The sequence below is a fragment of the Lacinutrix chionoecetis genome (assembly GCF_053604665.1).
This window is the reverse complement of the sequence record NZ_JBSHNQ010000066.1, coordinates 23,030-36,338: the sequence shown is the minus strand read 5'-3', so window position 1 is coordinate 36,338 and position 13,309 is coordinate 23,030. Positions and strand designations below refer to the sequence as shown.

At 34.5% G+C, this 13,309-nt stretch carries 11 protein-coding genes; 5 read left to right on the top strand and 6 right to left on the bottom strand.

The features are described from left to right. Positions 1-202: 202 nt before the first annotated feature. From ACVC43_RS03360 to ACVC43_RS03350, 3 genes are all read right to left on the bottom strand, one after another. Positions 203-736, bottom strand: a complete 534-nt coding sequence (locus ACVC43_RS03360; RefSeq protein ID WP_452223155.1) for a hypothetical protein — start codon at positions 734-736, stop codon at positions 203-205. 157 nt (positions 737-893) lie between these two features. Further along, complete coding sequence (locus ACVC43_RS03355) at positions 894-3,464, bottom strand: M4 family metallopeptidase (RefSeq protein ID WP_452223154.1); 2,571 nt, start codon at positions 3,462-3,464, stop codon at positions 894-896. A gap of 103 nt (positions 3,465-3,567) precedes the next feature. Next, a complete protein-coding gene (locus ACVC43_RS03350; protein ID WP_452223153.1) occupies positions 3,568-3,987 on the bottom strand; it encodes a nucleoside-diphosphate kinase in 420 nt (139 codons plus the stop codon). An 87-nt stretch (positions 3,988-4,074) separates the two neighbouring features. Here ACVC43_RS03350 and ACVC43_RS03345 point away from each other — a divergent pair, with 87 nt between their 5' ends. The 3 genes from ACVC43_RS03345 to ACVC43_RS03335 are packed head-to-tail and all read left to right on the top strand — an operon-like array spanning position 4,075 to position 6,861. Continuing rightward, the gene (locus ACVC43_RS03345; protein ID WP_452223152.1) at positions 4,075-5,094 is read left to right on the top strand and encodes a DHH family phosphoesterase; all 1,020 of its coding nucleotides are present in this window, start codon (positions 4,075-4,077) and stop codon (positions 5,092-5,094) included. Continuing rightward, positions 5,087-5,629: a gliding motility-associated peptidyl-prolyl isomerase GldI gene (gene gldI / locus ACVC43_RS03340; RefSeq protein ID WP_452223151.1), complete on the top strand. Its 543-nt coding sequence runs from the start codon at positions 5,087-5,089 to the stop codon at positions 5,627-5,629. The genes ACVC43_RS03345 and gldI overlap by 8 nt, the downstream gene beginning before the upstream one ends. A gap of 8 nt (positions 5,630-5,637) precedes the next feature. Next, positions 5,638-6,861, top strand: a complete 1,224-nt coding sequence (locus ACVC43_RS03335; protein ID WP_452223150.1) for a peptidylprolyl isomerase — start codon at positions 5,638-5,640, stop codon at positions 6,859-6,861. Positions 6,862-7,118: 257 nt separating this feature from the next. Here ACVC43_RS03335 and ACVC43_RS03330 read toward each other — a convergent pair whose 3' ends face one another. The 3 genes from ACVC43_RS03330 to ACVC43_RS03320 are packed head-to-tail and all read right to left on the bottom strand — an operon-like array spanning position 7,119 to position 9,065. Beyond that, a complete protein-coding gene (locus tag ACVC43_RS03330; protein WP_452223149.1) occupies positions 7,119-7,349 on the bottom strand; it encodes a hypothetical protein in 231 nt (76 codons plus the stop codon). Positions 7,350-7,367: 18 nt separating this feature from the next. Then, complete coding sequence (locus ACVC43_RS03325) at positions 7,368-7,559, bottom strand: hypothetical protein (RefSeq protein WP_452223148.1); 192 nt, start codon at positions 7,557-7,559, stop codon at positions 7,368-7,370. 45 nt (positions 7,560-7,604) lie between these two features. Further along, entirely contained in the window at positions 7,605-9,065 is a 1,461-nt protein-coding gene (locus ACVC43_RS03320) for an aminoacyl-histidine dipeptidase (RefSeq protein ID WP_452223147.1), read from the bottom strand. 96 nt (positions 9,066-9,161) lie between these two features. Here ACVC43_RS03320 and ACVC43_RS03315 point away from each other — a divergent pair, with 96 nt between their 5' ends. Both ACVC43_RS03315 and ACVC43_RS03310 read left to right on the top strand, forming a co-directional pair. Next, positions 9,162-10,229, top strand: a complete 1,068-nt coding sequence (locus tag ACVC43_RS03315; RefSeq protein WP_452223146.1) for a DUF3810 domain-containing protein — start codon at positions 9,162-9,164, stop codon at positions 10,227-10,229. Between the two features lie 71 nt (positions 10,230-10,300). Further along, positions 10,301-13,309, top strand: coding sequence for an amidohydrolase family protein (locus tag ACVC43_RS03310; protein ID WP_452223145.1), 3,009 nt, complete (start codon positions 10,301-10,303; stop codon positions 13,307-13,309).

The following is a 13,309-nucleotide window of genomic DNA, read 5'->3' as shown; positions in this document are numbered from 1 at the left end:
ACATAATTTTTTTAAGCAAAAGCCCACTTTAAAAGTGGGTTTTTTTATTTATAATAGTTGCTGTAAACAGAAAGAAAAAAGAAAAAAAAAGAAAAACGCAACCAAAAGCGTTCGCTCCTGCATGTGTTACAGATGGCAATTAGACAAAAATTAATGATTAAAATATGTGTAAAATTGAAATACTTCTATTATAATAGGAATGTTATTGTGTAAACAGCGTATCGAAACGACCTTCTCGTATTTCAGTAATTTCTCCTGTAAATGGATTTATCACATCAAAAGAAAATGTTCCTGAAATAATATTTGTTGTAAAATTTAATTTAGTAATGGTTAGAGTTCCTGTATTATTAGAATTTGTTGTAATAAATTCAAATGGATTATTTTCATCTGAAAAACCTATGCCTCCCCAAACACTATTCTCTGTTATTTCAAATAAATTATATTCATTACCTTCAAATATTTCTTTATTTTCTGATCCAAAGTTTATTGAAGTAACATCTTGTAAAACATCCAATCCTTGAATCCCAAAATAATACTCTCCATTAACATTTTGGTAAAAGCAATTAAAATAACCACCACTTGTATCTATAAAGCTTTGTCCATTTATTTTACAGGCAAAAATGCCTGCTCCAGTTTGTGTTGCTGGTGGTAAGGCTTGGTTGTTATTATCGTCGTCGTTCTTTTTGCAACTTATTAATAATGTTACACAAAGGATTAGTACTACAAGGTTTTTCATGCTATTTTTATTAATGACGCATAAGTTAGTAAACTATTTTATAACTCTTAATACGTAACGCAACGTAGAAAATAAGTTTTTAAATTTTCAACATTTATCGATCAAAAAAACGCAACCAATGGTTGCGTTTTTATAACTGTCTGTTATTTTCATTGTATTACTCTTTCATTAACTTTATAACGTTTTTTGCGTGCTGCGACGAAATCGTCATAAAGTACAATCCAGAAGCTGCATGAGACAAATCGATAGTTTGCACCACATTAGTATTCGATAAATCTACGGTTTTAATAAAGCGACCGTTAATATCATGAATATCTGCTTTTATAAGATTAATTTGCCCTGTTTTCTTTAAGTTAAATAATCCGTTTGAAGGATTAGGGTATATATTAATTAAGTTAGTAATAGCATCAAACTCTGAAACTGATAGTGCGTATGCACAGTTATAAACAGTTAACTCATCTAGATACCAACCGTCACGACCATTACAGCCATCGGTTCCTAAATCGAATCTAAACTGAACAGTACCATTGGCAGTAACACCTAATGCCGATAAATTGATAACACTGGTTCCCCAACTTCCTTTGTTAGAACCTGGATCTGTACCTGTAAAAGCATTCTGGCTCTCCATTGGGTTGTCGTTTCCTACAGCAGCAGCATTTATAGAATCGTTGTATCCATTATGAATAAATGCTGTTAGTGGTACAATGGTCCAACTACCACCATCTACTTTATACTTTATGTTTCCACCATCCCAATTAGGTTCTGTAGCTACATAATGATTAAAAGCAAGTTCGTAAGTACCAGTCGTTACATTTGGCATAGTAATAACTGGGCTTTCTAATTGCATTATTCCGTTTTGAAAATCTGATGCACAATCACCTCCATACAATTCTCCAATGGGAGCATTTACGGCATAAATACCATTTCCTGTTCTGCCATTAGGTAATGTTGTTGCTAATTCCCAATCTCTTGACGTCCATGTAGAACCCGTTGGCACCTGACTAAAATTCCAGCCATCTGTTCCTGTTTCCCAATCTTCAAAATAAATAGGATTATTCATACCTGCATCGCACATTTCTGGAGCATCACCAATTATTGGAGTAAAACCGCATTGCGTAGGCTCTATACGTAACTCTACTGCCAACACCGCATTAATAACCTGTTGCACATCTGCAGCAGTAATAATCTCACCAGATGGTCCTACTGGTGTAATTGTTGTAGATAAGCCTTGTAGATTAATGCCTAATAAATCGTTTGCCGAAGCCTCTAACGCATCTGCTAAATCTATAAAATTACTTGTTGCTGTTAAATACTGACTTTGTGCACGCCAGAAAATATGTGCTGCTTTGGTAAACCCGATACCAGTTATTACCTGACCGTTGTAAGTACCACCATCTACTAATAAGGCGTAGGCATGGTTAGGTATTCCTGAATTTGAATGTACACCTCCAGAATCTCCTTCTCCACATCTGTAATTACCATCGGTCACTTTTCCTGGATCGCCTTGACATGGTGGGTTCCACATGTCTCTAATAGCACCTCCAAAAGCACTGGCATCCTCTCCTATTCTCCAGCGATCACTACTGTTACAAGCGGTTCTTAAGGCATTATTATCGTCGGCATCTTCGTAATTATTTAATATGTCTATGGTTTCTCCCCAAATATCTGAAAAGGACTCGTTCATAGCTCCAGATTGCCATTGGTAAATTAAGCCACTGGTAAATTGTGTATAGGCATGTCCCCATTCGTGAGCAATAACATCGTCTGCAGCAGTACCATTACAATAATTTGCAGTAGAACCATTCCAGTTTGCATTAGGACAAGAAATATTAGGATTGTTATTTATGGTACGCATTTGCGCATCTGCTCCATCGTAAGAAGCAAAACCGAAAGCATTATTAAAAAAGTAATACGTGTGACCAGAAGCTGCCACCTCGTTTTGTTGCCATATGGTTAAAGCACCTGGAAAAGCATCGCCTTCTTGCCAAGCAATATTGCCTGTGTTGTTTTCGTACACCACACGGTCTAAAGCGTGAGCGATACCTGTAAATTGCTCCACTATAGTTCCAGTATGTGCATTTACAAATACAAATTCTCTTACATCATTTTCGTTTCGTATTTCCACTTCGTAAACAAGAAAATTTGCACCTTTATAACCTTGTGCCAATCCTTTCTGGAATACATATAACTTACTGTCGTGTACAAATAATGCCTGGCCTGAATGATTTATGTCTTGATTTTTAATAACTGTTAATGCAATAGTGTTAGCTTCAGTTTTACCTAATGTTGGTGTGGCATTAAGCTTAATATCTGTAATATAATTACCATTTACAGCTGTTAATTTATTTTCGGTATTAAAATGAAATAATAATTTACCATCATAAACTGGTACGCCATTGTATTGCTGATTTAAAACCACACGTTGCAAGCCAACATTGTCAACTTCAATTTTATTTAATTTAAAATTACTGCTAACATCTTCAATCTTGTAAATTGCTTTATTAGTGTTTAAAAAACTAAACGCTTTGTCTGCAACAGTGTTGCCGTTTAGCTTTAAAGCATTTGCATTAGGGAATTTAATAAATTCGGGAACTTGAGTGTCTTTGTTAATGGTAATGTTAGCATTCGTTTTTTTCTGAAACGTTGTAATAGCTTTGTTTGTAGTTTGCGCTTGAACAAAACCTGTTAGTAAAAAACTTAGTGCAATTAGGGATTTAAAAATTTTCATAGTTATTTTTTTTCGATGCGCTAAAGTACTTGATAATCAGGTATAAAAAAAGCCTAACTCTGTTAAAATTAGGCTTAAAAGTATATTTTTATCGATTAACTGCTTAAAACATCTCTCTTCCAGAAAAATGAAAAGCACCTTCAATAGCAGCATTATCATCACTATCACTACCATGTACAGCATTTTCTCCAATAGAAGCAGCATATAATTTACGAATAGTACCTTCTGCAGCATCAGCAGGGTTTGTAGCGCCAATTAAGGTTCTAAAATCTTCTACTGCATTGTCTTTTTCTAAAATTGCAGCGACAATAGGTCCACGTGTCATGTACTCAACCAGCTCTCCAAAGAAAGGTCTTTCGTTATGTACAGCGTAAAATGCTTCAGCATCTGCTTTTGTCATTTGCGTTAATTTCATTGCTACGATTCTAAAACCAGAAGCATTAATTTTTTCTAAGATTGCGCCAATATATCCTTTCTCAACAGAATCAGGCTTAAGCATTGTAAATGTTCTATTTGTTGCCATTTTATTTTTTTAATTTGCTGCAAAAGTAGCATATTTCTATAGAAAAACAATATTATTCAATATTAAAAATTAGTATCTTCGTTGCCTATGAATACACAAGATATTTTGGAGATAAAAACGCTTTTGGCAACTCCTAAAAAAATTGCAATTATACCTCATAAAAACCCAGATGGTGATGCTATTGGCTCTACATTAGGCCTTTTACACTACTTACTACAATTAAATCATGAGGCTGTTGTAATTGCTCCAAACGATTTTCCAGAATTTTTAAAATGGCTTCCTAAAATAGAAACCATTAAAATTCATGAAACCGAAAAAGAAGCATGCGAGGCGTTTATAAATGATGCAGCTATTGTATTTACTTTAGATTTTAACGCCTTCCACAGAACAGGAAATATGGAAACTGTTTTATCTAACAGTAAGGCGACACATATAATGATTGATCATCACCAGCAACCAGACAATTATGCTAAATATATGTTTAGCGATGTATCTATGAGTTCTACCTGTGAGATGGTATATCATTTTTTAGATAAGCTCGATGCTTTAGATAAGATTAATGCAGATATCGCCACATGCCTTTACGTTGGGATTATGACAGATACTGGTTCGTTTAGATTTCGTTCCACCACCAGTACAACACATCGTATTATAGCAGCATTAATAGATAAAGGAGCAGACAATACACAAATACATAATAACGTTTATGATACTAACAGTTATAATCGCTTACAATTATTAGGCTGTGCGTTAAGTAATTTAAAAGTGTTACCAGAATATAAAACCGCTTATATTACTTTGTCTCAAGACGAGTTACAAAAATTAGATTATAAAAAAGGAGACACCGAAGGTTTTGTAAATTATGCTTTATCGTTAAACCAAACGGTTTTAGCTGCTATTTTTATTGAAGATAAAAAACAAGGTATTATTAAAATTTCTTTACGTTCTAAAGGCGATTTTTCTGTTAACGAGTTATCACGTGCCCATTTTGAAGGTGGTGGCCATACCAATGCAGCAGGAGGTAAAAGCGAAACATCGTTACAACAAACCGTTGAAAAATTTATTAGTATATTACCAGACTATAGTAACGCCCTAAATAATGAATAAAATAGTAATTCTACTTTGTGTTTTAATAAGCATACTATCTTGCAAAACACCAGAAGCCAGAAAGCCCGAAACTGTAAAGACGGGTTCTTTTATAGAAGAATCTGCTTTGCGTAATAAACAACTTTACGAAGCTGAAAAGGAAACGATACAAGCCTATATGGCTACAAAAGATAGTATCACATTTATAGCTTCAGAAAGTGGGTTTTGGTATACTAAAGACACTATTATTAGTGATATTTCGCAACAAACACCTAATTTTGGAGATGTTGTAAATTTCGATTTTAGTCTTTCAACTTTAAATGAAAGTCCAATTTATACGTCGGCAGAATTAAAAAACAGAAATTACGCCATGGACCAGGAAGAGTTGTTTACAGGCTTGCGCGAAGGTTTAAAACTCATGAGAGCTGGAGAAACGTTTACATTTATCTTTCCATCGCAAAAGGCTTATGGCTATTATGGCGACGAAAATAAAATAGGTAGCAATACACCTCTAATAAGTACAGTTACAATAAACTCAATAACCCAAAATAATTAATTTTTAAAATGAATAACATTAAACACACTATGAAAGTTTTAGTAATAGCATTATTGGTGAGTATGAGTGCCTCATCCTGCCAAGACCAGTATCCAGATTTAGAAGATGGATTATATGCAGAATTTAACACCAATAAAGGCACAATGATTGCTAAATTATACTACAAAAAAGCGCCTGTAACGGTTGCCAATTTTGTTGCTTTAGCAGAAGGTACACACCCGAAATTAGCCGATTCTTTAAAAGGAAAACCATTTTACGATGGTATTATTTTTCACAGAGTTATGGACAACTTCATGATTCAAGGTGGAGATCCTACAGGAACAGGAATGGGAAGTGCTGGCTATAAATTTTACAGTGAATTCGATTTAGAGTTAAGCCACAATAAAGCTGGAATTTTATCTATGGCTAATTCTGGTGGATATAATACTAATGGTTCTCAATTTTTTATTACTGAAGTACCAAAAACTAATTTAGATGGCTTTACAGCAGATGGCACATTAAAAAATTGTAATGGTCAACGCGTAAGTTGTCATCCTGTATTTGGAGAATTGGTACAAGGTTTAGAAGTACAAGATAGTATCTCTAATGTTGCGGTTTCTAAAGAAAGAAATACAATGAATAAACCCTTAGAAGATGTTGTTATTAAAAAATTAACCATCATTCGTAAAGGTAAAGATGCCAAAGCGTTTGATGCTGCAAAAGTTTTTACCGAACAAGAACCCTTATTACCAAAGCGTTTGGAGGATATGAGAAAGAAAGAAGAGGAAATGGCTAAAGAAAAATCTAAAGTAGTAGCCGAGGAATTTAAAAAAGCGAATGCAGACATGGATGGTGAAGTTTACGAATCGCCAACCGGAATGGTAATGATTACCAATAAAGCTGGAAATGGTAAAAAGCCAAATAGCTCAGATATGGTGTTAATTAAAACCAGTGCCTATTTTATGAATGGAAACTTGCTATATACAACTGATGCTGAAGTCGCAAAAAAAATGAATCAGTACGACGAGAAACAAGATAAAGCAGGAGCGTTTAAATCTTTCCCAATAATTTATAACGAATCTGCTGGTTTAGTTTCAGGTTTTAGAGAAGCCATGTTAAGAATGAATGTGGGAGACAAAGCACGTGTGTTTGTACCAAGTTATTTAGGTTATGGCGCAGCTGGACGTGCACCAAGAGTACCACCAAATACAGACTTGTATTTTGATATTGAAATAGTAGGTATTCAAAAATAATTTTGTGCCATTACAATAATTAAAGCCTTTCAAAATTAATTGAAAGGCTTTTTTGTTACTCGCTAAATCACCTTTGTAAATTGCAAACAAAAGGTTGACATATAAGGCTTTATACTTCAGGTGAGCGAATTAAAACGACAATTTATCAAAACCATTTATCACTCATTCTTAGACAGAGTATTGAAAAAGAACAACCAAAAATCTCTGCTTATTTATTATCATTTTTAAATTTTAACACAACTTAAAGTTAAGTTATATCAAGCTGTATTTTCGGCAAAAGCTTTAAATTGATTCATCCACTTTTGACTTTGCTCTTTAAATTTACTTGGAAAAAACTTAGCCATTAATTTAATTACAAATCCGTTAAACTTAATATATTCCACTTCCGATGTGTACTGTGTTGTATTCTCATCTATCTGTTTAAAACGCGTAGTCTGCGTATTGGTCATGTGGCTATGCTCGTAAAGCGCTGTTTTCTCAACAGGCAAATTAGATACTATTATGGTTTATAATAGCTCAATTCTTCTATTATCTTCAAAAACTATTTTAGCTTTAGCTCCTTTAGTATTGGGAGTCCTACTTAAATGTTCGATACTTTTAAATCCATCCTGCCATTCATGAAAATTACTTTCGCTTTCCCATACTGCTACTGTTTTATCAATAGGCAAATTTATAGTGACTATACAAGTGTATTTCATAATCAGGTTTATATTTACATAGGTTTTAGAGGATTTAAAAGCAAATTACTTTTTAGGAATATGCTTTAAAATCTCCAACACAAACTTCCAGTATTTCTGAGCTGATGAAATTTGTGCACGCTCGTCTGGGCTATGCGCACCTTTAATGTTTGGTCCAAAACTTATCATTTCCATATCTGGATAATTTTGTCCTAAAATACCACATTCTAATCCTGCATGACAAGCTGCTACATGGGCTTTTTCGCCATTCATCTTTTCATACAAGGTATCTAATACTTTTAAAATAGACGAGTCCATATTTGGTGTCCACCCAGGATAATCGCCAGACAATTCAACCTCGCAACCTGTGAGCTCAAACGTTGCACGCAGTGTATTTGCTAAATCCGTTTTAGAACTCTCAACCGATGAGCGCGTTAAACACCCAATTTTAATACCACCATTTTTTACGATTACTCGTGCCACATTATTTGATGTTTCTACCAAATCTGGAATGTCTGCACTCATACGATACACACCATTTAGCGCTGCATAAATGGCACGTGTTAAACCTTCCTGCACACCTAAATCCATCATTTTCTCTGGAGTATCCGTTTTAGAAATTACAATTTCTAAATCTGGTTCCATAGTTTTTAATTCGGTTTTAATAGCTTTTGCCAACAAACTCATTTCTGTAACAAATGCCTCTTCATGCATAGCATCGATAGCAACAATTGCCTTACTTTCTCTTGGAATAGCATTGCGTAAACTTCCGCCATCAATTTCGGATATTCGCAATCCAAAATTCTCGAAACCATCAAATAAAAGACGATTCATGATTTTATTTGCATTACCTAAGCCCTCGTGAATTTGCATTCCTGAGTGCCCACCTTGCAAACCTTTTACAACAATACTATAACCAATTTTAAATTCTGGAGTTTCCTCTTCCTTATAAGTTCTGGTAGCTGTAACATCTATACCACCAGCACAGCCCACTCCTATTTCATCGTCTTCTTCTGTATCTAAATTTAAAAGAATTTCCCCTGTTAAAAGCCCTCCTTTTAAACCCATAGCACCTGTCATCCCTGTTTCTTCATCTATTGTAAACAAAGCTTCAATTGCTGGATGTGCTATGTCTGTACTTTCTAAAATAGCCATAATAGTTGCCACACCTAAACCATTATCTGCACCTAAAGTAGTCCCTTTAGCGCGTACCCAATCGCCATCTACATACATTTCGATGCCTTGGGTATCGAAATCGAATTGTGTGTCTGCATTTTTTTGGTGTACCATATCTAAATGCGATTGCATAACAATAGTTACACGATCTTCCATGCCTTTGGTGGCTGGCTTTTTAATAATCACGTTTCCAACTTCATCTTCAATAGTTTCTAAACCTAATTTTCTTCCAAAATCCTTCATAAAAGCAATTACGCGTTCTTCTTTTTTAGAGGGTCTTGGCACAGCATTTAAATCGGCAAATTTATTCCACAATTGTTTTGGTTCTAACGTTCTTATTTCGGTATTCATGTTATATTTATTTTTATGAATTGCAAAAATACGAAAAAGACTGGTCGTGATATAAAAACCCGATCGGTCTAACAGAAAATTAACTATTTTTGAAGCATGCCAAAAAACAAAAAAATAATAATTGCCCTATCCATAATTCCTGCCTTTTTAATAGTAAAACTGCTGGCGCAATTTCCAGAGTATGTAGAAATTTATTATAGTGAAGGTTTGTATCCTATAACTTCAAAAATTTTTAGATACACTTTAGGCTGGCTACCTTTTTCTTTTGGTGACTTTATTTATAGTATTGGCATCCTTTTTATTTTACGCTGGCTAATAGTTAACAGCAAGCGTATGTTTAAAGATTTTAAGTATTGGTTAATTGATGTATGCTCAGCACTATCGATTATTTACATTGCGTTTCATTTGTTTTGGGCCATGAATTATTACAGATTACCGCTTCATAAAAACCTAAATTTAAAAGCAGATTACACCACTGAAGAATTAATTAAAGTCACCCAAAACCTCATTGAAAAATCGAACGCCATTCATTTAAAAATTACAAAAAACGATACTTTGAGGGTTGAATTTCCCTATTCTAAAGCCGAAGTGATTGCGATGGTTCCCAAAGGGTATTCAGCATTAGAAAAAACGTTTCCGCAGTTGGAATATAAAGGCACGAGCATAAAAAAATCACTACTTAGTTTGCCTTTAACCTATATGGGCTTTAGTGGTTATTTAAACCCATTAACCAACGAAGCTCAAGTTAACAGTATGATACCTGTTTATAAATTTCCAACGACTGCATCTCATGAAGTTGCCCACCAATTAGGCTATGCCGCAGAAAATGAAGCTAATTTTATAGGTTTTTTAGCAGCAACAACTAATGACGATATGTATTTTAAGTACTCTGGCTACACTTTTGGGTTACGCCATTGTTTGCATGAGGTCTACAGAAGAAACCCTGAGCAATATGAAGCACTTGTACAAACCATTAATTTAGGTATTTTAAAAAATTATCAAGAAGTTCGCGAATTTTGGGATAGCCATCGAAACCCAATTGAACCTCTATTTCAAACCACTTACAACACTTTTTTAGAGGCTAATAACCAAACAGGCGGAATGAAAAGTTACAGTTACGTGGTAGCCTTGCTTGTAAATTATCTGCAAGACAAAACACTTTAACAGCATTCGATTGCTCTAAAATCTTATGTAATGATTATCTTTAAAACTTAATCCTTTTTTTAAACTAACTCATGATTAAAAAATCTTTACTCTTTGTATTTCTTATGTGCCTTTTTAAGGTATCTGCACAAGAAAACATTCCAAAAAATGATGGTGTAAAAACTATAAATTCAAATTACACAGCTCTAACAAATGCCAAAATCCATATTTCTCCTACTCAAGTTATAGAGAATGGAACCTTGGTTTTTAAGGACGGTAAAATTACTTCGGTTGGTACAAATATTACCATTCCTAAAAATGCTGTAGTCACAAATTTATCTGGAAAAAGCATCTACCCTTCTTTTATAGATATCTACTCTACTTTTGGCGTTGAAAAACCAAAAGCCGCAGACGATAATTCGCGTCGCCCACAATACGACGCCGAACGCGAAGGATTTTACTGGAACGACCATATTAGAGCAGACCAAAATGCAATTGACCATTTTAAGTACAATGATAAAGATGCCGAAAAATTGCTGGAAGCTGGTTTTGGAGTGGTAAATACACACATTGATGATGGGATTGTTCGTGGTACAGGAACTTTAATTGCCCTAAACACCAATGGTACTAACGCAAACCGTATCCTTAAGGAACAATCCGGACAGTATTTAGGCACCAGTAAAAGTGCGACTTCCAGACAAGCCTATCCTACCTCTATAATGGGTGCATTTGCTTTACTTCGTCAGGTAAATATGGATGCAAAGTGGTATGCTTCAGGAGCCGCAAAAGAAACAGACAGGACATTAGAAGCCTTTAATAGAAATAAAAATCAGGTACAAATTATTGAAGCTGGTAGTAAAATGAATGCGTTGCGTCTGGACAAAATTGGAGATCAATTTAATACGCAATATGTTTTTGTAGGTGGAGGTGACGAATATGAATATATAAAAGATATTAAAGCCACTAACGGAACTTTTATTTTACCGCTCAATTTTCCAGATGCTTACGATATGGAAAACCCGTTTTTAGCCAATTCTGTTGAGTTAGCAGATTTGCGCGAATGGAATCAAAAGCCTTATAATCCAAAAATTTTAGCAGAAAACGCTGTAAATTTTGCTTTTTCAACTCATAAACTAAAAGAACCAAAAGAGTTTATGCCAAACCTCTTAAAAGCTATCGATGCTGGTTTATCTAAAGAAAAGGCATTAGCCGCTTTAACTACAATTCCTGCTCAAATTCTTGGAAAAAGTAATGAATTAGGAACTTTAAAAACAGGAGCTTATGCTAACTTTTTAGTAACTTCAGGAGACGTTTTCGATAAGGAAACCACAGTCTATCAAAATTGGGTGACAGGAGAAAAAAATGAATTAAAACCAATAAATCTTAAAGACATTCGTGGCGATTACGCTTTTAACTTAGGCAATACAAATTACGAATTAACAATAAAAGGAGAGATTGAAAAATTAAAGGCTGAGGTTAAAGCAAACGATAAAAAATTAGGATCTAAAATTAGTTTTAATGACGACTGGATGACCCTTACCTTTTCTACAATTGACACCACAAAACAAGATTTTATACGGTTAATAGCTAATGTAAAAAACACAAACGTTATTAACGGAAAAGCTATTTATCCAAACGGCAATGAAACGTCTTTTTTTGCTACTAAAAAAGAGGACTCTAAATCTCCCAAAGATGAAAAAGGCAATAGCAAAGATGGTGATGAGAAAGAGGAAGCTGAAGAAGATGCTGTAACGAAAGTCGATAAATTCTTTCCAGTTACCTATCCTAATATGGCTTACGGTTTTAAAACCTTGCCAAAACAAGAAACACTGTTGTTTAAAAATGCAACCGTTTGGACCAATGAGAAAGAAGGCATTTTAAAAAATACCGATGTCTTGATTAAAGATGGTAAAATTTCAAAAATAGGTCAAAACTTAAGTGCGAACAACGCAAAAGTAATAGACAGTAAAGGCAAACATTTAACCGCAGGAATTATAGACGAACATTCGCATATTGCCACGTCTTCGGTTAATGAAGCTGGACACAATTCTACAGCCGAAGTCACACAAGAAGATGTTATAAATCCAGAGGATATTAGTATTTACAGAAACCTTGCTGGTGGTGTTACTTCAATTCAAATATTACATGGTTCTGCGAATCCTATTGGTGGACGATCTGCAATTATTAAACTTAAATGGGGAGAAACGGCTAATAATTTAATTTATAAAAATGCACCTAAATTTATCAAATTTGCGTTAGGTGAAAACGTAAAACAAAGTAATTGGGGCGACAATAACCGTGTTCGTTTCCCACAAACAAGAATGGGTGTGGAACAGGTGTATACCGATTATTTTCAACGCGCAAAAGAATATGATGCAAAAAAGAAAAGCGGACAACCTTACCGAGAAGATGTAGAAATGGAAGTAATTGCCGAAATTTTAAATAAAGAACGCTTTATTAGTTGTCACTCTTACATACAAAGTGAAATTAACATGCTCATGAAAGTTGCAGAGCAATTTAACTTTAACATTAACACGTTTACACACATTTTAGAAGGTTATAAAGTTGCCGATAAAATGAAAGCACATGGTGTTGGAGGTTCTACTTTTAGCGATTGGTGGGCTTACAAATACGAGGTTAACGACGCCATCCCATTTAATGCTGCTATTATGCATAATGCAGGTGTAACAGTCGCAATTAATAGTGATGATGGAGAAATGTCAAGACGTTTAAATCAAGAAGCTGCGAAAGCTGTTAAATATGGAAATGTTAGTGAAGAAGATGCCTGGAAATTTGTCTCCCTTAATCCTGCGAAACTTTTACATATAGACGATCGCGTTGGGAGTATAAAGGTAGGAAAAGATGCAGATGTTGTATTATGGAGTGACCATCCACTGTCCGTTTATGCAAAAGCGGAACAAACCATTATTGAAGGTGCAACTTATTTTGATATTGACAGTGACGAGCAAATGCGTGAAGCCGTTAACAAAGAAAAAAATGAGCTAACAACATTGATGCTTCAGGCAAAAAATAAAGGTTTAAAAACAAAACCAATTGAAAAGAAAGAGAAAGCTCATTTTCATTGTGATAGTGAATTTTAA

Bases quoted from the DNA above. Each gene is read 5' to 3' on its own strand.
- ACVC43_RS03360 (WP_452223155.1), bottom strand. From the start codon at position 736: ATGAAAAACCTTGTAGTACTAATCCTTTGTGTAACATTATTAATAAGT.
- ACVC43_RS03315 (WP_452223146.1), top strand. From the start codon at position 9,162: ATGCCAAAAAACAAAAAAATAATAATTGCCCTATCCATAATTCCTGCC.
- ACVC43_RS03350 (WP_452223153.1), bottom strand. From the start codon at position 3,987: ATGGCAACAAATAGAACATTTACAATGCTTAAGCCTGATTCTGTTGAG.
- ACVC43_RS03345 (WP_452223152.1), top strand. From the start codon at position 4,075: ATGAATACACAAGATATTTTGGAGATAAAAACGCTTTTGGCAACTCCT.
- ACVC43_RS03310 (WP_452223145.1), top strand. From the start codon at position 10,301: ATGATTAAAAAATCTTTACTCTTTGTATTTCTTATGTGCCTTTTTAAG.
- ACVC43_RS03335 (WP_452223150.1), top strand. From the start codon at position 5,638: ATGAATAACATTAAACACACTATGAAAGTTTTAGTAATAGCATTATTG.
- gldI (WP_452223151.1), top strand. From the start codon at position 5,087: ATGAATAAAATAGTAATTCTACTTTGTGTTTTAATAAGCATACTATCT.
- ACVC43_RS03325 (WP_452223148.1), bottom strand. From the start codon at position 7,559: ATGAAATACACTTGTATAGTCACTATAAATTTGCCTATTGATAAAACA.
- ACVC43_RS03320 (WP_452223147.1), bottom strand. From the start codon at position 9,065: ATGAATACCGAAATAAGAACGTTAGAACCAAAACAATTGTGGAATAAA.
- ACVC43_RS03355 (WP_452223154.1), bottom strand. From the start codon at position 3,464: ATGAAAATTTTTAAATCCCTAATTGCACTAAGTTTTTTACTAACAGGT.